Origin of the sequence: Brenneria sp. g21c3, from assembly GCF_040240345.1 — a bacterium.
Taxonomy (GTDB): domain Bacteria; phylum Pseudomonadota; class Gammaproteobacteria; order Enterobacterales; family Enterobacteriaceae; genus Brenneria.
Genome location: NZ_JBEIAB010000002.1, coordinates 525,824 through 546,276 on the forward strand (window position 1 = coordinate 525,824; position 20,453 = coordinate 546,276).

19 protein-coding genes are annotated in these 20,453 nt (G+C 55.9%); 18 read left to right on the forward strand and 1 reads right to left on the reverse strand.

All coding sequences use genetic code 11. The features are described 5' to 3' along the window. Nucleotides 1-78: 78 nt before the first annotated feature. The 7 genes from eno (at nt 79) to queE (ending at nt 8,591) form a co-directional block, all read left to right on the forward strand. Nucleotides 79-1,380 (forward strand): phosphopyruvate hydratase, encoded by a 1,302-nt coding sequence (gene eno / locus ABRZ28_RS04975; RefSeq protein ID WP_319604541.1) that lies wholly within the window; start codon nt 79-81, stop codon nt 1,378-1,380. 370 nt (nt 1,381-1,750) lie between these two features. After that, the gene (locus ABRZ28_RS04980; RefSeq protein WP_319604542.1) at nt 1,751-2,743 is read left to right on the forward strand and encodes a TRAP transporter substrate-binding protein; all 993 of its coding nucleotides are present in this window, start codon (nt 1,751-1,753) and stop codon (nt 2,741-2,743) included. Between the two features lie 56 nt (nt 2,744-2,799). Then, complete coding sequence (locus ABRZ28_RS04985) at nt 2,800-3,327, forward strand: TRAP transporter small permease (RefSeq protein WP_319604543.1); 528 nt, start codon at nt 2,800-2,802, stop codon at nt 3,325-3,327. Further along, on the forward strand, nt 3,320-4,627 hold the full coding sequence (locus tag ABRZ28_RS04990) for a TRAP transporter large permease (RefSeq protein ID WP_319604544.1): 1,308 nt from the start codon (nt 3,320-3,322) through the stop codon (nt 4,625-4,627). The genes ABRZ28_RS04985 and ABRZ28_RS04990 overlap by 8 nt, the downstream gene beginning before the upstream one ends. Nucleotides 4,628-4,986: 359 nt before the next feature. After that, nucleotides 4,987-6,543 carry an MFS transporter gene (locus ABRZ28_RS04995; RefSeq protein WP_330519637.1) on the forward strand — a complete coding sequence of 519 codons (1,557 nt, stop codon included), beginning with the start codon at nt 4,987-4,989 and terminating at the stop codon, nt 6,541-6,543. Between the two features lie 43 nt (nt 6,544-6,586). Beyond that, the gene (gene bglB, locus ABRZ28_RS05000) at nt 6,587-7,726 is read left to right on the forward strand and encodes a beta-galactosidase BglB (RefSeq protein ID WP_319604546.1); all 1,140 of its coding nucleotides are present in this window, start codon (nt 6,587-6,589) and stop codon (nt 7,724-7,726) included. A gap of 193 nt (nt 7,727-7,919) precedes the next feature. Next, nucleotides 7,920-8,591, forward strand: a complete 672-nt coding sequence (gene queE, locus ABRZ28_RS05005) for a 7-carboxy-7-deazaguanine synthase QueE (RefSeq protein WP_330519638.1) — start codon at nt 7,920-7,922, stop codon at nt 8,589-8,591. A 99-nt stretch (nt 8,592-8,690) separates the two neighbouring features. On the opposite strand, the gene queD is transcribed toward queE, so the two are convergent. Beyond that, the gene (gene queD, locus ABRZ28_RS05010) at nt 8,691-9,053 is read right to left on the reverse strand and encodes a 6-carboxytetrahydropterin synthase QueD (RefSeq protein WP_319604578.1); all 363 of its coding nucleotides are present in this window, start codon (nt 9,051-9,053) and stop codon (nt 8,691-8,693) included. A gap of 348 nt (nt 9,054-9,401) precedes the next feature. Between queD and cysJ the strand changes: the two genes are divergently transcribed. From cysJ to ispF, 11 genes are all read left to right on the forward strand, one after another. Further along, entirely contained in the window at nt 9,402-11,240 is a 1,839-nt protein-coding gene (cysJ, locus tag ABRZ28_RS05015) for an NADPH-dependent assimilatory sulfite reductase flavoprotein subunit (protein ID WP_319604548.1), read from the forward strand. Continuing rightward, nucleotides 11,240-12,991 (forward strand): assimilatory sulfite reductase (NADPH) hemoprotein subunit, encoded by a 1,752-nt coding sequence (gene cysI, locus ABRZ28_RS05020; RefSeq protein ID WP_330519639.1) that lies wholly within the window; start codon nt 11,240-11,242, stop codon nt 12,989-12,991. The genes cysJ and cysI overlap by 1 nt, the downstream gene beginning before the upstream one ends. Nucleotides 12,992-13,003: 12 nt before the next feature. Beyond that, entirely contained in the window at nt 13,004-13,738 is a 735-nt protein-coding gene (locus ABRZ28_RS05025; RefSeq protein WP_319604550.1) for a phosphoadenylyl-sulfate reductase, read from the forward strand. 138 nt (nt 13,739-13,876) lie between these two features. Next, a complete protein-coding gene (cysG, locus tag ABRZ28_RS05030) occupies nt 13,877-15,319 on the forward strand; it encodes a siroheme synthase CysG (protein WP_330519640.1) in 1,443 nt (480 codons plus the stop codon). A 9-nt stretch (nt 15,320-15,328) separates the two neighbouring features. Further along, nucleotides 15,329-16,237 (forward strand): sulfate adenylyltransferase subunit CysD, encoded by a 909-nt coding sequence (cysD, locus tag ABRZ28_RS05035; RefSeq protein ID WP_319604552.1) that lies wholly within the window; start codon nt 15,329-15,331, stop codon nt 16,235-16,237. A gap of 11 nt (nt 16,238-16,248) precedes the next feature. Then, on the forward strand, nt 16,249-17,694 hold the full coding sequence (gene cysN, locus ABRZ28_RS05040; RefSeq protein WP_330519641.1) for a sulfate adenylyltransferase subunit CysN: 1,446 nt from the start codon (nt 16,249-16,251) through the stop codon (nt 17,692-17,694). 1 nt (nt 17,695) lies between these two features. Next, nucleotides 17,696-18,325, forward strand: a complete 630-nt coding sequence (gene cysC, locus ABRZ28_RS05045; RefSeq protein ID WP_413556217.1) for an adenylyl-sulfate kinase — start codon at nt 17,696-17,698, stop codon at nt 18,323-18,325. A gap of 52 nt (nt 18,326-18,377) precedes the next feature. Next, nucleotides 18,378-18,707 carry a DUF3561 family protein gene (locus ABRZ28_RS05050; RefSeq protein ID WP_330519642.1) on the forward strand — a complete coding sequence of 110 codons (330 nt, stop codon included), beginning with the start codon at nt 18,378-18,380 and terminating at the stop codon, nt 18,705-18,707. A gap of 156 nt (nt 18,708-18,863) precedes the next feature. After that, nucleotides 18,864-19,193 (forward strand): cell division protein FtsB, encoded by a 330-nt coding sequence (gene ftsB / locus ABRZ28_RS05055; RefSeq protein ID WP_319604558.1) that lies wholly within the window; start codon nt 18,864-18,866, stop codon nt 19,191-19,193. 3 nt (nt 19,194-19,196) lie between these two features. Further along, complete coding sequence (gene ispD / locus ABRZ28_RS05060) at nt 19,197-19,913, forward strand: 2-C-methyl-D-erythritol 4-phosphate cytidylyltransferase (RefSeq protein WP_319604559.1); 717 nt, start codon at nt 19,197-19,199, stop codon at nt 19,911-19,913. A gap of 40 nt (nt 19,914-19,953) precedes the next feature. Then, complete coding sequence (gene ispF / locus ABRZ28_RS05065; RefSeq protein WP_319604579.1) at nt 19,954-20,451, forward strand: 2-C-methyl-D-erythritol 2,4-cyclodiphosphate synthase; 498 nt, start codon at nt 19,954-19,956, stop codon at nt 20,449-20,451. Nucleotides 20,452-20,453: the final 2 nt, after the last annotated feature.

A 20,453-nucleotide genomic window follows, 5' to 3' on the forward strand; every position in this document is an offset into this window, starting at 1 on the left:
TTTTGCCAGCGCCGCGTGGTCTCATGATCGCGCGGTGTTCGTCTGAGGTTTTAGTTTAACTGTACTGAGGAAAATCTAATGTCCAAAATTGTTAAAGTCATCGGTCGTGAAATCATCGACTCACGCGGAAATCCAACTGTTGAAGCTGAAGTGCATCTGGAAGGCGGTTTCGTTGGTCTGGCTGCCGCGCCTTCAGGGGCTTCCACCGGTTCTCGTGAAGCGCTGGAACTGCGTGACGGTGACAAATCCCGTTTCCTGGGCAAGGGCGTAACGAAAGCCGTTGCCGCGGTAAACGGCCCGCTGGCTCAGGCTATCCTGGGTAAAGACGCGAAAGATCAGGCGAACATCGATAAAATCATGATCGACCTGGACGGGACTGAAAACAAATCCAAATTCGGCGCCAACGCCATTCTGGCGGTTTCTCTGGCTGCGGCTAAAGCTGCCGCCGCTTCCAAAGGCCTGCCGCTGTACGCGCACATCGCCGAGCTGAACGGCACTCCGGGTCAGTACTCTATGCCTCTGCCGATGATGAACATCATCAACGGCGGCGAACATGCCGACAACAACGTCGACATCCAGGAATTCATGATTCAGCCTGTCGGCGCGAAAACCGTGAAAGAAGCGATCCGCATCGGTTCCGAAGTGTTCCACAACCTGGCGAAAGTGCTGAAAGCCAAAGGCATGAGCACCGCAGTCGGCGACGAAGGCGGCTATGCCCCTAACCTGGAATCCAACGCCGCCGCGCTGGCCGCTATCAAAGAAGCGGTAGAAAAAGCCGGTTATGTGCTGGGTAAAGATGTGACGCTGGCGATGGACTGCGCGGCTTCCGAATTCTACAACAAAGAAACCGGTAACTATGAACTGAAAGGTGAAGGCAAAACCTTCACTTCTCAGGAATTCACGCATTACCTGGAAGGCCTGACCAAAGAATATCCGATCGTGTCCATCGAAGACGGTCTGAATGAATCCGACTGGGACGGTTTTGCTTACCAGACTAAAGTCCTGGGCGACAAAATCCAGCTGGTCGGCGACGATCTGTTCGTCACCAACACCAAGATCCTGAAAGAAGGTATCGATAAAGGTATCGCCAACTCCATCCTGATCAAATTCAACCAGATCGGTTCTCTGACCGAAACTCTGGCTGCTATCAAGATGGCGAAAGACGCCGGCTACACCGCCGTTATCTCTCACCGTTCCGGCGAAACCGAAGACGCCACCATCGCCGACCTGGCGGTAGGTACTGCGGCCGGCCAGATCAAAACCGGTTCCATGAGCCGTTCTGACCGTGTTGCTAAATACAACCAGCTGATTCGTATCGAAGAAGCGCTGGGCGCCAAAGCACCGTTCAACGGTCTGAAAGAAGTGAAAGGTCAGGCTTAATTTTTTAGTCCTTTCCTGTTTGCTTATAACGGCTCCTGCGGGAGCCGTTTTTTTATCGCCATTTTTTGCCTCTTCGTATGAGAAGAGCCCCGCCATAAAAAACGTACTCCGCGGTAAATCCTTCTTCCCGCATGCGGTAATGCGCCGCCGGAACGATCTGAATAAGCGTGTCGCCTGTCTGAAAACAAAATGCTCTTTTGTAAAATGTTTGATGCCGATCGGTTAATTCTTTTCCGTGGTGACAGCGTCAGACGGAAGGTGGCAAAAACGCAAAGGTTTCCCCTGTATGCGACGGTTACGCTGGCCCAGCGGCAAGCGGCGTTTGCCGTGGCGACGACATAATAAAGAAAACAACAGGAGAAAGAAGGCGATGAAAATAGCTAAAACCTCTGTGCTGATAAAACTGGCCTCTGCCGCGTTGATCTTCTCGCTGAGTCATGGCGCTTACGCAGCAACCCTGCTTAAACTGGCCTATGCGGAAAACAGCGAACCGGTGAAGCAGGCGCTGCAATACATCGGCAAAGCCGTTGAGCAAAAAACCAATGGCGAAGTGAAGATTCAGTATTTCCCCGACAGCCAGCTCGGCGGCGAACGCGAGCTGGTTGAGATGACGCAGGTCGGCGCGATCGATTTGACGAAAGTGTCGTCGGGTCTGCTGGAAAGTTTTTCGCCGCTGTACGGCGTCTTTTCCTTACCCTATCTCTTTAAGGATCAGGAGAGTTTCTATCAGGTGATGGATAACCCGCAAATCATGGAGCCGGTGTATCGCGCCACGGAAGCGCAGGGTTTTACCGGCGTCGCCTGGTATGACTCGGGCGCGCGCAGCTTTTATACCGGCAAGGCTCCGATTAAGAGCGTCAGCGATTTGAAAGGCAAGAAGATTCGCGTGATGCAAAGCGAAACCTCCATCGAGACCATCAAACTGCTTGGCGCTTCCGCCATCGCCATGAGTCAGGGGGAAGTGTATACCTCCTTGCAGCAGGGCATTATCGACGGCGCGGAGAATAATGAATTCGCCCTGACCATCGCCCGCCACGGCGAAGTCGCCAAATATTATACCTATGACATGCACACCCGCATTCCCGATATCGTCATCATGAGCAACCTGACCAAAACCAAGTTAACGCCGGAGCAGTTGCAGGCGTTGCAGGAGGCGATTGATGAATCAATCAACGTGGAGAAAAAAGCCTGGCGCGAAGAGATAGAGAAAGCGCGGGTACAGGCGCAAACACAATTTGGCGTCGAGTTTTTCGATATTGATACCGAACCCTTCAAAGCCGCGGTGCAACCCATTTATGAAAAACTGAAAAGCAAGCCGCAGGTTTATGAGCTGTATCAGAAAATCAGCCAGGCGAGTCAATAAATTTCCCCATGGGGAAGGTTCTCCTTCTCCGTTACGGCATGATGGTTGAGGATCTTATGAATATCATTCGAAAATGGCTGGATAAGATCATTGAAGTTTTTGGCTGCTGTTTGATTATCGTCATGGTGGCGATCGCCTGCTGGCAGGTGGTCAGCCGTTATATATTCAACGCGCCCAGCACCTTCTCCGAAGAGTTTCTGCGTTTCTCCCTGGTCTGGCTGTCGGTGATCGGCATCGCTTACGTCGCGGGCAAGCATGAGCATATCAGCCTGACGCTGTTGCTGGACAAATGTCCCAGAAAACTGGCCGTCGGCTGGAACATCGTCATTCAGACGGTGTTCATTCTGTTTGCCGTCTACATCATGATTATCGGCGGCTGGCGCGTATCGGCCACCGCCATGATGCAGATCTCCCCCAGCTTGCAGATTTCGATGGGGAAGGTGTATTACGCCCTGCCGCTGTCCGGCGTGCTGACGATTATTTATTGCCTGTTGAATATTTTCGACATGCTTAAAGGCGCGCCGCCCGGCAAGACGCAGGCGGCGGAACCGGTCCACGAGATAGAAGGAGATCGGCATGATTGATCCGATGATCGCGGCCAGCGTGCTGGTGGGGATTTTTGTGCTCTTGCTTGCCTTGGGAACGCCCATCGGGCTGTGCATCGTTATCGCTTCCGGCGCCACCATTATGCTGGTGTTGCCGTTTGATATCGCGATGTTCGCCACCGCGCAAAAGATGTTTTCCAGTCTGGACAGCTTTGCGCTGCTCGCCGTGCCGTTTTTTATTCTCTCCGGGGTGATCATGAATAACGGCGGCATTGCCGCCCGGCTGGTGAATTTCGCCAAGCTTTTTACCGGCCGTATTCCCGGTTCGCACTCCTACACCAATATCGTCGGCAACATGATGTTCGGCGCGGTTTCCAGTTCGGCGATTGCGGCCTCGATATCCATCGGCGGCGTGATGGTGCCGATGAGCGCCCGCGAGGGGTATAACCGCAATTTCGCTTCCGCCGTCAATACCGCCTCCGCGCCGACCGGGATGCTGACCCCGCCCAGCACCGGCTTCATTCTGTATGCGCTGGCCAGCGGCGGAACCTCCATCGCCGCGCTGTTCGCCGCCGGGCTGGTGGCGGGCGTTTTGTGGGGCGTCGGCTGTATGCTGGTGACCTATGTGATAGCCAAACGCCATAACTACACCAGCTTCTTCGTGCTGCAAAAGGGCGTGGCCTGGAAGGTCACGCGCGATGCGCTGCCCAGCCTGCTGCTGGTGTTCATCATTATCGGCGGTATCGTCTGGGGGATCTTCACCGCCATCGAAGCTTCCGCGGTCGCCGTGGTTTATACCGCCTGGCTGACGCTGTTCCTGTATAAGACGCTGTCCTGGAAAGATGTACCCAGGGTGCTGGTTCAGACCTTCTCGATGACGGGCGTCATCATGTTTCTGCTGGCGACCTCTTCCGCGATGTCGTTCGCCATGTCGATGACCGGCATTCCGGCGGCGCTCAGCGCCATGATACTGGGGATATCCGAAAGCCCGGAAGTGATCCTGCTGGTGGTGATGATTTTCTTGTTGATCATCGGCATGTTTATGGATATCGGACCCGGCATTCTGATTTTTACGCCGATCCTATTGCCGATAGTGCAGCAACTCGGGGTTGATCCGGTGCATTTCGGCATCCTGCTGGTTTATAACCTGGCCATCGGCACCATCACGCCGCCAACCGGCAGCGGTCTGTATGTCGGCGCCAGCGTAGGGCAAGTGAAGGTGGAGGCGTTGATCAAGGCGTTGATTCCGTTTTACGTCGCCATTATCGCGGTACTGCTGCTGATCACTTACCTGCCTGAGTTGACCCTGTTTTTGCCGCGCTTGCTCGGCGTGATGTAATGACCTGACCACGCGGGAATATTCCTCTTCCCGCGGTTGTTTTAACGGCCCTGAAACGGGCCGTTTTCTCGATTCCAATCCCCAAATATTGCTCTCGTTCGCAAAACGCCGCCCTCAGGCGTGCATTCCGTTTCGTTGCTCACTACATTAATCGGACTCGCGGTTTCTAAAATATAAAATGCCTTTTTATAAAAACTTTGAAGCCGATCGCCATGTTCTTCTTTCGGCTGCCAGCGCATCACGGGGGGTGGCAAAAGGACGAAGGTTTTCCGGTTGGTCGGGCGCTACGTTATGAAAATAGCGGTAAGGGGGCCCTGCCGCGCAACGTTTATAAATAAAATGACCGGGGAAGGATGGTAATGAAAACACGTAAGATCGGGTTGGCTAATTATTTAGCCTACGGCTCGGGCGACTTTCTTGGCGCAGGCACCACCGCACTGACCGCCGCCTGGTTACTTTATTTCTACACCACGTTTTGTGGTTTAACGCCGATTGAGGCGACCTTTATTTTTGCGATGGCGCGCGTTCTGGATGCCGTCGTCAGTCCGTTAATGGGTTTCCTGACCGATAACTTCGGTTCCACCTGGCTGGGCAAACGCTTCGGCCGTCGTAAGTTCTTTATCCTGCTCGGTATCCCTTGCGTATTCAGCTACAGCTTTATGTGGGTGGGCGACATGGGATATTGGTACTACCTGCTGACTTACCTGCTGTTTGATGTGATTTATACGATGGTGCTGGTGCCGTATGAAACGCTGGTGCCGGAAATGACCGACGATTTCAAACAGAAAACCAAATTCTCCGGCGCCCGTATCGCGTTAGCTCAGCTTTCCGCCATTCTGGCCGCCTTCCTGCCCGGCATTCTGTTGGGTTACCTGGGTAAGGACAATGCGGTTTCCTTCTTCTACGCCAGTCTGGTGTTTTCCGTGATCTGCGCGCTGGTGTTGACGCTGGTGTATTTATTCACCTGGGAGCGGCCGCGGGATCAAATGTCCGAGGCTTCGCTGCGGGCGGAAAAAGAGCGCCAGTCCCTGTCGCTGGTGGATAGCCTGAAACGACTGAACGTCGAGCTGTTGTCGACGCTGCGTATCCGTATTTTCCGTCAGCATCTGGGCATGTATCTGGGCGGCTATATCGCGCAGGACGTGTTCAACGCCGTGTTTACCTATTACGTGGTCTTTGTGTTGATGCAGAGCCCGACGATGGCCTCCAACCTGATGGGTACCATGGCGATCCTGCAATTTATCTCGGTTATCGGCATGATCCCGCTGTGCATCCGCTTCGGACCCGCGCCGTCCTATCGTCTGGTGGTGTGTCTGTTCGGGCTAAGCGCGCTCTCTTATGCCTTCCTCTGGTACAGCAATATGCACGATGCGTTCTCGCTGCTGCTGCTGATTTCCGCGCTGGCGGGTTTGGGCCGCGGCGGCATTAACTACGTGCCGTGGAATACCTACACCTATATCGCCGACGTCGATGAAGTGATTACCGCTCAGCGCCGCGAAGGGATCTTCGCCGGCATTATGACCCTGACCCGCAAGGCTTCCCAGGCCGGCGCGGTGATGCTGGTGGGGATTGTGTTGCAGCTTTCCGGTTTTGTCTCCGGGCAGAGCGTACAGACGCCGGGCGTCAGCCATACCATCCTGATGATCCTGAGCTTCGGCACCGTCGGGGTGCTGGCGCTGGGCTTCCTGGTTTCCCTGCGTTTTAAACTCAACCTTCAGACGCACAGCGTATTACGCGAAGAAACGCAGAAGATGCGCGAAGCCGGACGGCCGGTGCCTGAACAAATCACGCCGCAGGCCAGGGAAACCGTCGAAATGCTGGCCGGCATGCCTTACGAGTCGCTGTGGGGCAACAACAATGTCGGCTACCTGAACCGGAATAAGGTGAAACCCATAACGCAAGTGACGCAGTCTTGAACGTTGCGAATTGTTAAATGATAACTTAATTGGATGATTTACTATGACCGTATTCAGTGTAAAACATAGCCCGCTTTTGTGTCAGCCAGAACGCTTCATCTCTCGTGAGGATCTGAAAGCGCTGATTCGCCGTATCACTGATAATCTGGTGAATATTGAAGATAAAACCGGCGAGTTCCTGTTACGACTGGACGATGGCCGGGTGATTGATACCAAAGGCTGGGCCGGTTGGGAATGGACGCACGGCATCGGGTTGTATGGCATCTATCAGTATTACCAGCAAACCGGCGACGAGCAGATGCGGGCCATCATCGACGACTGGTTTAGCGCGCGTTTGGCGGAAGGCACGCCGACCAAAAATGTGAATACCGTCTGTCCTTTCCTGACGCTGGCTTATCGCTATGAGGAAACGCGCGATGCCCGCTGGCTGCCGTATCTGGAGCGTTGGGCGGAGTGGGTGATGTACGAAATGCCGCGCACCCGCAAGCAGGGATTGCAGCACATTGTTTATAACAGTGAAAACACCGAGCAAATGTGGGACGACACGCTGATGATGAGCGTGTTGCCGCTGGCGAAGATCGGCAAGCTGTTGAACCGTCCGGAGTTTGTGGAAGAGGCCACCTACCAGTTCCTGCTGCACGTTCAATATCTGATGGATCGCGAGAGCGGTCTGTGGTTCCACGGCTGGACGTTCGAAGGACAACATAACTTCGCCAAAGCGCGCTGGGCGCGGGGCAATAGCTGGCTGACGGTGGCGATCCCCGAGTTTATCGAACTGCTGGATCTGCCGGAGCACAACGCCACGCGCCGTTTCCTGTTGCAGGTGCTGGAAAGCCAGATTGAGGCGCTGGCGAAATATCAGGATGACAGCGGTCTATGGCACACGCTGATTGACGATCCGCAATCCTACCTGGAAAGCTCGGCGACCGCGGGTTTCGCCTACGGCATCTTAAAAGCGGTGCGTAAGCGCTATGTGGATAAACGCTATGCGCCGGTGGCGGAAAAAGCGATTCGCGGCGTTATCAATCACGTTAACGCGGATGGCGAACTGACCCAGGTTTCCTTCGGCACCGCGATGGGCAACGATCTCGATTTTTACCGTGAAATCGCGCTGACCTCCATGCCGTACGGCCAGGCGATGGCGATCCTCTGTCTGGCGGAGTATCTGCGGGTTTATCTGTAATCATCGGGCGGACATCCCGAAGCGGGTGTCCGCCTTATCGATATCGGGGTTACGACCTCGCTCATCTTGTCTGCCTGTCTGTCGATTAATCACGATACCCTGACATTATTCAGAACGCCGATTCGTACCGGGTTTGGCGCGCCGCCGGCGATCTGCGATAATGCATTTTTACGTTACAGGTATAGTGAAAAACATGCAGTACCCGATTAATGAAATGTTTCAGACGTTGCAGGGCGAAGGCTATTTTACCGGCGTGCCGGCGGTGTTTGTGCGCCTGCAAGGCTGTCCGGTCGGCTGTAGCTGGTGCGATACCAAGCATACCTGGGACAAACTGGCCGAGCGGGAAATGCCGCTGGATCAGGTGCTGGTTAAAACGCAGGAAAGCGATGGCTGGGGCGCCGCCGGCGCTGAGGACATTCTGGCGCTGATCGAACGGGAGGGCTATACCGCGCGCCACATTGTGATCACCGGGGGAGAGCCTTGTATTCACGATCTGGCGCCGTTGACGCTGCTGCTGGAAAAGCACGGCTTCAGTTGTCAGATAGAAACCAGCGGCACGCACGACGTTCGCTGTTCGCCCAAAACCTGGGTGACGGTTTCCCCGAAGGTGAATATGCGCGGCGGGATGAAGGTGATCGATCAGGCGCTGCAACGGGCGGATGAAATCAAGCATCCGGTCGCCCGCGAGCGCGATATCGACGATCTGGATGCCTTGCTGGCCCGGCTGGAGGATGACAAGCCGCGTATTGTGGCGCTACAGCCGATCAGCCAGAAAGAAAGCGCCACCAAACTCTGCATCGCCACCTGTATCGCCCGTAACTGGCGGTTGTCGATGCAAACGCATAAATATTTGCATATCGCCTAGTGTTGCCAACGCCTCATCCTTAATATGACCCCACCCCGGCCTTCCCCTTAGCAGGGGAGGGAGGAATGCTGGCGACGGTTCGCGTGGTTTGAGATACGGCTACTCGCCTTTATACACGCAGCCCGCGGTGCAGGTTTCTTTTACCATCACCGCGCTCAGTTCAGGCAATAAGGGTTTTACCTGTTGCCAGATCCACTGCGCCAGCACTTCGCTGGTCGGATTCTCCAGACCGGGAATGTCATTCAGGTAATGATGATCCAACTTTTCCCACGTCGGCTTAAACGCGGCTTTTAATTCAGCAAAATCCATCACCCAACCGGTATACGCATCAACCTCGCCGGTAATCTCCAGACGAACCATAAACGAATGCCCATGCAGGCGCCCGCATTTATGTCCGGCCGGAACATGAGGCAGACGGTGAGCGGCCTCAAACTGAAAATCTTTAAATAGCGTGGTTGCCATGACGATGCTCTCAGGTTCTTTCACAGAATAGCTTTAATAAATCGCTTTCAAACTAATGTCTTTAAAACCGCCGCATACTACCGGAAATCGCGGCGCGAAGCACGTTTAGTCGCCGATGCGTTGATATCAGGCATGGGGTTGATATCTGAAATTTTGGCCAATACGCCGGCCTATAACACTTTTATCAATAAGGATTATCAGAAAAACCATTTAGTCATTTTGGTTATTTGATATGTCCATCATTTCTTTAATTGTTAAGATACGGATGGTTACCCTTATATTCCATTCATCTTTTTATTGTATGAATTTGTATTAGCCTGGTCACAAGCACAAGGAAATAGAGATCCAATGACAACTCCGGTTTCTCCGACTTCGTTGCTCCCGTTGAGTGCGGAGCAATTAACGCGTCTACAGGCGGCAACCGGTGATTTTTCACCCATGCAGCTTGCCTGGTTGTCCGGTTATTTTTGGGGCGTATTGCAACAGCCGACAGCCCAGCCGCAACCGGGTTCCGCGGCCATCGCCGCGAATCCAGAATCCTCGGCGGCTCTCTCTGTTCCGGTTCAGAGCATCACGTTGATTTCCGCTTCCCAAACCGGCAACGCGCGTCGGGTCGCGGAGCAACTGCGAGATGACTTGCTGAACGCCAAACTGGCGGTGAATCTGGTGAACGCCGGCGATTACAAATTCAAGCAGATCGCGCAGGAAAAACTGCTGCTGGTCGTCACTTCGACGCAGGGAGAAGGCGAGCCGCCGGAAGAAGCGATCGCGCTGAACAAATACCTGTTTTCCAAAAAAGCGCCGCAGTTGAAGGATACCGCGTTTGCGGTATTGGGACTGGGCGACTCCTCATACGAATTCTTCTGTAAAGCCGGCAAAGATATCGACAGCCGGCTGGCCGAACTGGGCGCGGAACGTTTGTTGGATCGCGTTGACGCGGATGTAGACTATCAGGCCTCGGCGGAGCAGTGGCGCCGGCAACTGGTGGATATTCTTCAGGCCCGCGTGCCGGTGCAGGGAACGGCGGTGGCGACGGCCAGCGCGAGCGGCGCGCTGGATGAAATCACCAGCAGCCCTTACAGCAAAGAATCGCCGTTGCAGGCTGCGCTGGCGGTGAATCAGAAAATCACCGGGCGTAATTCGCAAAAGGACGTGCGTCATATTGAAATCGATCTGGGCGATTCCGGCTTGCGTTATCAGCCGGGCGATGCGCTGGGCGTATGGTTTGAAAACGATCCGGCGCTGGTGCGGGAGTTGCTCGACCTCCTGTGGCTGAAAGGCGACGAGACCGTGACGGTGGACGGAAAATCGCTGCCGTTGTCGCAGGCGCTGCGCAGCCATTTTGAACTGACGCAGAATACCGCGCCTATCGCTGAGAAGTACGCGGCGCTGTCGCGCGATGAAACCCTGCTGTCGCTATTGGCGGATAAACCGGCTTTGCAGCGATTCGTTCAGCAGACGCCGCTGGTGGATATGGTTCGCCAGGCGCCGGTTGAACTGACGGCGGAACAGCTTATCGGCCTATTGCGTCCGTTGACGCCGCGTCTGTATTCCATCGCCTCGTCACAGGCTGAAGTGGAAAGCGAAGTGCATATCACCGTGGGCGTGGTGCGTTATGACGTCGACGGCCGCGCGCGCGCCGGCGGCGCCTCCAGCTATCTGGCCGATCGTCTGAATGAAGATGATGAAATCCGGGTGTTTATCGAACATAACGACAATTTCCGTTTGCCCGCCGACCCGGATGCGCCGGTCATCATGATTGGGCCCGGTACCGGGATTGCGCCGTTTCGCGCCTTTATGCAACAGCGCGAGGCCGACGGGGCCGGCGGTAAAAACTGGTTGTTCTTCGGCAACCCGCATTTTACCGAGGATTTTCTCTATCAGGTTGAGTGGCAGCGTTATGTGAAAGACGGTCTGCTGACCCATATCGATCTGGCCTGGTCGCGCGATCAGGCGCACAAGATTTACGTTCAGGACAAATTGCGGGAGAAAGGCGCCGAAGTGTGGCGCTGGCTGCAAGATGGCGCGCATCTTTATGTTTGCGGCGACGCCAATCGCATGGCGAAAGATGTCGAACAGGCGTTATTGGACGTGGTGGCCGAGCACGGTGGACTGGATGCCGAGCAGGCCGATGAGTTTTTGAGTGATTTGCGCCTTGCGCGCCGTTATCAGCGAGATGTGTACTAATGAGCAAAAAACCATTATTCAATGAAGAACTCGCCGCGAGTGAAAAACATCCCGGCCCATTAGTCGTCGAAGGGAAACTCGCTGACGCCGAGCGCTTGAAGAAAGAAAGCAACTTTCTGCGCGGCACTATCGCCGATGATTTGCAGGACGGCCTGACCGGCGGTTTCCACGGCGACAACTTTTTACTGATTCGTTTTCACGGCATGTATCAGCAGGATGACCGCGATATCCGCGCCGAACGCGCCGAGCAAAAGCTGGAGCCGCGTCACGCCATGATGCTGCGCTGCCGTTTGCCGGGCGGAGTCATCACGCCTCAGCAGTGGCTCGGCATCGATAAGTTCGCCGCCGAAAATACCTTGTACGGCAGTATCCGCTTGACCAACCGTCAGACGTTCCAGTTTCACGGCATTCTGAAACCGAATGTGAAACCGGCGCATAAGCTGCTGAACAGCCTGGGTCTGGACTCGCTGGCGACGGCCAACGACGTCAACCGCAACGTGATGTGTACCTCGAATCCGGTGGAATCCGAACTGCATCAGCAGGCGTATGCGTGGGCGAAGAAAATTTCGGAACATCTTTTGCCGCGTACGCGCGCCTATGCCGAGATCTGGCTGGATCAGGAGAAGGTAGAAACCACGGACGAAGAGCCGATTCTGGGGGCGACCTACCTGCCGCGTAAGTTTAAGACCACCGTGGTTATTCCGCCGCAGAACGATGTGGATCTGCACGCCAACGATCTGAATTTTGTCGCTATCGCCGACAATGGCCGGCTGGTCGGCTTCAACGTGCTGGTGGGCGGCGGGCTGTCGATCGCACACGGCGATAAGGCGACCTATGCGCGTACCGCCAGCGAACTGGGTTATATTCCGGTGGAACATACGCTGACGATCGCCGAAGCGGTGGTGACCACCCAGCGCGACTGGGGCAACCGCACCAACCGTAAGAATGCGAAAACCAAATATACGCTGGAACGGGTAGGCGTCGAGACCTTCAAGAAGGAAGTGGAAAGACGCGCCGGCGTGGCGTTTGAAGCCATTCGTCCGTATGAGTTCACCGGCCGCGGCGATCGCATCGGCTGGGTGAAAGGCATCGATAATAAATGGCATCTGACGCTGTTTATCGAAAATGGCCGTATACTGGATTATCCCGGCCGACCGTTGAAAACCGGGCTGGCGGAAATTGCTAAAATCCATAAAGGCGACTTCCGTCTGACCGCCAACCAGAACCTGATCGTCGCCGGGGTGTCTGCGCGCAGCAAGGCGAAGATTGAAACGCTGGCGCGCCGGCACGGATTGATTGACGACGCGGTGACGGATCAACGCAAAAACTCCATGGCCTGCGTGTCTTACCCGACCTGTCCGCTGGCGATGGCGGAAGCGGAACGTTTCCTGCCGGACTTTGTCACCAAGGTTGAAAACATCATGCAGCAGCATGGCGTGGGCGACGAGCATATCATCCTGCGCGTGACCGGGTGTCCTAACGGCTGTGGCCGCGCGCTGCTGGCGGAGATCGGTCTGGTGGGGAAAGCCATCGGGCGCTATAACCTGCATCTGGGGGGGAATCGTGAAGGCACGCGTATTCCGCGCATGTACCGAGAAAATATTACCGAGGCGGAAATCCTCAATGAGATAGACCAGCTAATCGGGCGTTGGGCGAAAGAGCGTCAGGATAATGAAGGTTTTGGCGATTTCACCATTCGCGCCAACATTATCAGACCGGTGCTGGATCCCGCGCGCGACTTCTATGACTGACAGGAGACCCTGATGTCCGAGCTTAATCTTGAAGCGCTTAATGCGTTACCCAAAGCGGAACAGGCCGCGGCGCTGGCGGATGTTAACCAGCGCCTGGAATCGCTATCCGCGCAGGCGCGGATAAGCTGGGCGCTGGAAAATCTGCCGGGAGAATATGTGCTGACCTCCAGCTTTGGCATCCAGGCGGCGTTATCCCTGCATCTGCTGACGCAGCAACGGCCGGATATTCCGGTCATTCTGACCGATACCGGCTATCTTTTCCCGGAAACCTACCAGTTTATCGACGCCCTGACCGAACAGCTGAAGCTCAACCTTCAGGTCTACCGCGCCGAACTGACGCCCGCCTGGCAGGAAGCGCGCTACGGTAAACTGTGGGAGCAGGGGGTTGAAGGTATCGAGCGTTACAACCAGATCAACAAGGTGGAGCCGATGAACCGGGCGTTGAGCGAACTTAAGGCGAAAACCTGGTTCGCCGGCCTGCGGCGCGAGCAATCCGGCAGCCGCGGGCATCTGCCGGTGCTGGCCATCCAGCGCGGCGTGTTCAAATTCCTGCCGGTTATCGATTGGGATAACAAGCAGGTTTATCAATATCTGAAACAACACGGTCTGGGCTATCACCCGCTGTGGGATCAGGGCTATCTCTCGGTGGGCGACACCCACACCACCCGTAAATGGGAACCCGGCATGAGCGAGGAAGAAACCCGCTTTTTCGGTTTGAAGCGAGAGTGTGGTCTGCATGAGGGGTGAATGGCGGAGCCGGGCGTTTTCCCGGCTTTTTTCGGGTTATTCCATTACGGAACTTGTCATTCCAATTCGGCATTTCATAAGTGTTCCACCCACACCGTATAGTCACTTTATCTATTTTTTAACTTTACTAAGGCGATTGTGAACTATCTTCCCTTATTTGCGGACCTACGAGGCCGTCCGGTGCTGGTGGTCGGCGGCGGCGATGTCGCCACGCGCAAAATCGACCTGCTGCAACGCGCCGGCGCCGAAATAAAGGTGGTCGCTCAGTCGCTGTCAGAACCGTTAGCCGCGCAGCATCAGGCCGGCCGGCTTGATTGGATAGCTCAGCGCTTTATGCCTGAGCAATTGTCGGCGGTGTTTCTGGTTATCGCGGCAACCGACGATAGCCAACTGAACGCCGCCGTTTTCGACGCCGCGAATCAACGCCATCTGTTGGTGAACGTGGTGGACGATCAGCCGAAGTGTTCTTTTATTTTTCCTTCCATCGTCGATCGTTCGCCGCTGGTGGTGGCGATCTCGTCCGGCGGACAGGCGCCGGTACTGGCGCGGTTGCTGCGTGAAAAGCTCGAAGCTTTGTTGCCGCTCACGCTGGGGACGATGGCCCAGTTGGCGGGCGGCTGGCGCGAGCGCATCAAGCAGCGTCTGCACTCTTCCGGCGAGCGCCGCCGTTTCTGGGAACGTCTTTTTTACGGCCGCTTTTCCAGTCTGGTGGCGGCGGGACAGGTAGCGCAGGCGGAAGAAGAATTGCAGCGCGAGCTGGAACAGCAGCAAGACGATCAGCAAAAAACGCCCGCTGACCGGGGCGAGGTCGCGCTGGTCGGCGCGGGTCCCGGCGATGCGGGGCTGCTGACGCTGCGCGGCTTGCAGGTTATTCAGCAGGCGGATGTGGTGCTGTACGACAGTCTGGTGAGCGATGAGGTGCTGGATCTGGTGCGGCGCGACGCTGAACGGATCTGCGTCGGCAAGCGCGCCGGCGGCTGTTCGGCCTCTCAGGATGACATTAATCGATTAATCGTTTCGCTGGCGCAGCAAGGCAAGCGGGTGGTGCGTCTGAAAGGGGGCGATCCGTTTATTTTCGGCCGCGGCGGCGAAGAGTTGCAACAGGCGGCGCAGGCCGGCATTTCCTTTCAGGTCGTACCGGGGATTACCGCCGCCGCCGGGGCCACGGCTTATGCCGGCATCCCCCTGACGCACCGGGATTACGCCCAGAGCGCGGTATTTATTACCGGCCACTGCCGCCCTGACGGTCAGGCGCTGGAGTGGGCGACGCTGGCGCGCAGTCGCCAGACGCTGGCGATTTATATGGGAACGGTTAAATCGGCGGATATCGCCCGGCAACTGATCGCCCATGGTCGTTCCGCCGATACGCCGGTGGCGGTGATCGGTCGGGGAACCCGGCACGACCAGCAGGTGCTGATTGGCACGTTGCGACAGTTGGAACAATTGGCCCGGCAGGCGCCGACGCCGGCGTTGCTGGTGATTGGCGAAGTGGTGAATCTGCACCATCAGATCGCCTGGTTTGGTCAGCAAGCGCTGACGGCGCGGCACGATAGCCGTCCGGCGGTAGTGAATTTGGCTTAAGGAAGAATTATGGACGAGAAACGACTCACTCATTTACGGCAGTTAGAAGCCGAGAGTATTCATATCATCCGCGAAGTGGCGGCGGAATTCGGCAACCCGGTGATGATGTATTCCATCGGTAAGGATTCCTCGGTCATGCTGCATCTGGCGCGCAAAGCGTTCTTCCCGGGATCGCTGCCGTTTCCGTTGCTGCACGTGGATACCGGCTGGAAGTTTCGCGAAATGTACGAATTCCGCGATCGCACGGCGAAGGCCTACGGATGCGAGCTGCTGGTTCACCGCAACCCGCAGGGCGAGGCGCTCGGCATCAACCCGTTTATTCACGGCAGCGCCAAGCATACCGATATCATGAAAACCGAGGGCCTGAAGCAGGCGCTGGATAAATACGGTTTTGACGCCGCATTCGGCGGCGCGCGGCGCGATGAAGAAAAATCGCGCGCCAAAGAACGTATTTATTCGTTCCGCGACCGCTTCCACCGCTGGGATCCGAAGAGTCAGCGTCCGGAGCTGTGGCATAACTATAACGGCCAAATCAACAAGGGCGAAAGCATCCGCGTCTTCCCGCTGTCCAACTGGACCGAACTGGATATCTGGCAGTACATCTATCTGGAAAATATCGATATTGTGCCGCTGTATCTGGCCGCCGAACGGCCGGTGCTGGAGCGCGACGGCATGCTGCTGATGGTGGATGACGATCGTATCGATCTGCAACCGGGTGAAGTGATTGAGCAGCGTATGGTGCGTTTCCGCACATTGGGCTGCTGGCCGCTGACCGGCGCGGTTGAGTCACAGGCGCAAACGCTGCCGGAAATCATCGAAGAGATGTTGATTTCCACTACCAGCGAACGTCAGGGACGGATGATCGATCGCGATCAGTCCGGTTCAATGGAGCTGAAAAAGCGTCAAGGGTATTTCTAAGGAGTCGTCGAATGAACCAGTTTGTTGAACAACAGAATGTGATCGCCAAGCAGATTGCGGAACAAGGGGGCGTGGAAGCCTATCTGCGCGCCCAGCAGGATAAAACCCTGCTGCGTTTTCTGACCTGCGGCAGCGTCGACGACGGTAAAAGTACGCTGATTGGCCGTTTGTTGCACGATACCCGTCAGATTTATGAGGATCAGTTAACCACGCTGCACAGCGATAGCAAACGGCTGGGTACGCAGGGGGAAAAACTGGATCTGGCTTTGCTGGTCGATGGCCTTCAGGCCGAGCGCGAGCAGGGCATCACCATTGATGTGGCTTACCGCTATTTCTCGACGGAAAAGCGCAAATTCATTATCGCGGATACGCCGGGGCATGAGCAGTATACCCGCAATATGGCGACCGGGGCTTCCACCTGCGAGCTGGCGATCCTGCTGATCGATGCGCGTAAAGGCGTTTTGGATCAGACGCGACGCCACAGCTTTATTGCAACGCTGCTGGGGATCCGTCATTTGGTGGTGGCCGTCAATAAAATGGATCTGGTGGGCTATCAGCAGTCGGTGTTTGAGCAGTTTAAACAGGATTATCTGGATTTCGCCCAGCAGTTGCCTACCGATCTGAATATTACCTTTGTGCCGATTTCCGCGCTGGACGGCGATAACGTCGCCAGACCGAGCGACGCCATGGGCTGGTATGACGGGCCGACGCTGCTGGATGTGCTGGAAAACGTCAACGTGGCGCAGCGCAGCCTGACGCTGCCGATGCGCTTCCCGGTACAGTATGTGAACCGTCCCAACCTCGATTTCCGCGGCTATGCCGGTACGCTGGCGTCAGGCGTGGTCAGCGTCGGGCAGCGGGTGAAAGTGTTGCCGTCGGGCGTGGAGTCCACCGTTAGCCGCATCGTCACCTTTGACGGCGATCTGCAACAGGCGCAGGCCGGCGAAGCGATTACGCTGGTATTGGCCGATGAGATCGATATCAGCCGCGGCGATCTGCTGGTCGACGGCGCGGAAACCCTGAAACCGGCGCAGAATGCGCTGGTCGATGTGGTGTGGATGGCGGAACAACCGCTGGTGCCGGGCCAGAGCTATGACATCAAGATCGCCGGAAAGAAAGCCCGCGCCCGGGTGGAGAACATTCAGTATCAGGTTGAGATCAATACCCTGACGCAACGGGTAACGGAAAGCCTGCCGTTGAACGGCATCGGCCTGGTTGAGCTGACGTTTGATGAACCGCTGGTGCTGGATAATTATCAGCAACACCATGTCACCGGCGGCATGATCTTTATCGATCGCCTGAGCAATGTCACCGTGGGCGCCGGACTGGTACGGGAAGTGGTCGAACGGAACTATCAGGAACCCGGCGCTTACAGCGCATTTGAACTGGAGCTGAATGCGCTGATTCGTCGTCACTTCCCGCATTGGGGCGCGCGTGACCTGCTGGGAGGGAAATAACGTGTCTCAACGCCATCCCTCGTCGCCGCTGCCGGACGATGAAAATGTAGTGTGGCACTCGCATGTGGTGTCTCGTCGGGAGCGCGAGCGCCTGCATGGTCATCAGGGCGTCGTCATCTGGTTTACCGGGCTTTCGGGCTCGGGTAAATCGACCCTGGCCGGCGCGCTGGAACAGGCGCTGCATCGACTGGGGGTTAGCACCTATCTGCTGGATGGCGACAATGTCCGTCACGGACTGTGCCGCGATTTAGGCTTTACCGACGACGATCGGCGGGAAAATATCCGCCGCGTCGGCGAGGTGGCCAAATTGATGGTCGATGCCGGTCTGGTGGTGCTGACGGCCTTTATCTCGCCCCATCGCGCCGAGCGGAAAATGGTGCAGGATCTGCTGGACGACGGGCAATTTATCGAAGTATTCGTCGATACGCCTTTGGCGACCTGCGAAGCGCGCGATCCGAAAGGACTCTACAAAAAAGCGCGGGCCGGAGAACTGCGTAATTTCACCGGCATCGATTCCGTCTATGAAGCGCCGGACGCGCCGGATGTTCATCTGGACGGTGAACAATTGGTAACAAATTTGACGGATCAACTGTTAGATCTGCTCCGCCGGCGAGCTATTATCAACCTCTGATCGCTTTCTCGTCCCGCGTTCGTGCGGGGCGAGGAAATTGCAGGGGAAAACGATGCAGAATGTCACTCGGCTAACAGCCGCCAATACTGACGCAGTGCGGGACGATGACGGCGTCTCCCCTTTCCTGCTGGGAACCGGCGCCGGTTTTTGTTTTTATTGCCTGGCGTTCATCCTTCCTTTTCTGGTTTATAACGCGAATGCCGCGTTTTTCCTGCTGCTTTACACCTGGCCGTTCTTTTTGGCGTTAATGCCGCTGTCGCTCATTATCGGCGCCGGGTTCTCTTATCTATTTTACCCACATATCTGGTACGCCTTGTCGGCAACCGCGCTGACGGTCTTGTCTCTGGTCTGGCTGACATTTTCTCTGTTCATCGGCGAATAACGCCGGACGTGATTATGTTCGCTGAAAAATGATGTATTTCCGGCGCCGTTCCCTGTCTTTTCCCCTACTTTGGCAGGAATCTTCGCGCCTGCCGCCACACAGTGTGGAGTCGAAGCAAAAGTTATGGGATGATTAGGCGGTTTTTCAGGGGGCGGGATGGGAAAGCTTACGCTGTTATTATTGGTAATACTTGGCTGGCTTCAGTATTCGCTGTGGCTGGGCAAGAATGGTGTTCATGATTATGTTCGGGTAAAAGACGACGTTGTCGTTCAGCAAGGGAATAATGCCAAGCTGAAAGCCCGAAACGAACAACTGTTTGCGGAAATCGACGATCTGGACGGCGGACAGGAAGCGATTGAAGAGCGCGCGCGCAATGAGCTGGGCATGATTAAACCCGGTGAAAGCTTCTATCGCCTGGTTCCTGAGTCCGGGGTCCGTAGCAGCACAACCAGCCCGTCATCTTTACCTAACAATACGTCACACTAACGAATGCGAAAACAAATTGCTTCCCTGCCAGAGGTTGTTGCTGTCTTACCTGCCGCCGGCAACGGCAGCAGAATGCAAAGCGCTTGCCCCAAGCAGTATTTAACTATCGATAATAAAACCATTCTGGAGCACGCGATTAACGCGCTGTTGTCCCATCCCCGCATTCGCCGCGCGATCGTCGTCGTCAGTGCCGACGATACCCGCTTCCATTCCTTGCCTATTGCCGCCGATCCTCGCGTCAGTGTGGCGATCGGCGGTAAACAACGGGCTGATTCCGTACTGGCGGGGCTCGATAGCGTGGAGGATGCCGAATGGGTGCTGGTGCATGACGCGGCGCGTCCTTGCCTGCATCAGGACGATCTTGAACGGTTACTGAGCATTACCTCGCGGAGCGATGTGGGCGGAATTCTGGCGTCTCCCGTCCGTGATACCATGAAACGCAGTGCGGGAACGGCGATTGAGCACACGGTGGAACGTAACGAACTGTGGCATGCCCTGACGCCGCAGCTGTTTCCGCTCGCGTTATTGAAAACCTGTTTACAGCAGGCGCTGCGCGATGGGGCGACAGTGACGGACGAAGCCTCCGCACTGGAGTATTGTGGTTATCATCCACAGTTGGTCAGCGGACGAGCAGACAATATCAAAGTTACCCGTCCGGAAGATCTGGCATTGGCGGCATTTTATTTAACGAATTTACGGCATAGCCGTTCAATTGAGTAAACCTATATTCTAACGACATAAGTCATAAGGAGAACGCACGATGCGTATCGGTCACGGTTTTGATGTTCATAAATTTGGTGGCGAAGGTCCGCTGGTGATCGGTGGGGTGCGCATTCCTTATTCTCAGGGGCTGCTTGCTCATTCTGATGGCGATGTTGTTCTACATGCGGTAACGGATGCGCTGCTGGGCGCCGCCGCGCTGGGCGATATCGGCAAGCTGTTTCCCGATACCGATCCGGCATTTAAAGGGGCCGACAGCCGCGTGTTGCTGCGAGAGGCGTGGCGGCGCGTCACCGAAAAAGGCTATCGACTGGGCAATCTGGATGTCACGATTATTGCTCAGGCGCCGAAGATGGCTTCCCACATTCCGCAAATGCGCGTCAATCTGGCCGAAGATCTGCAATGTCACATGGATGATGTGAACGTTAAGGCCACCACAACCGAACAACTCGGATTTACCGGGCGCGGTGAGGGCATCGCCTGTGAATCCGTCGCGCTCCTGGTGAAAAATGACGCGGGCGGGATCGTCGCATGGTAGGG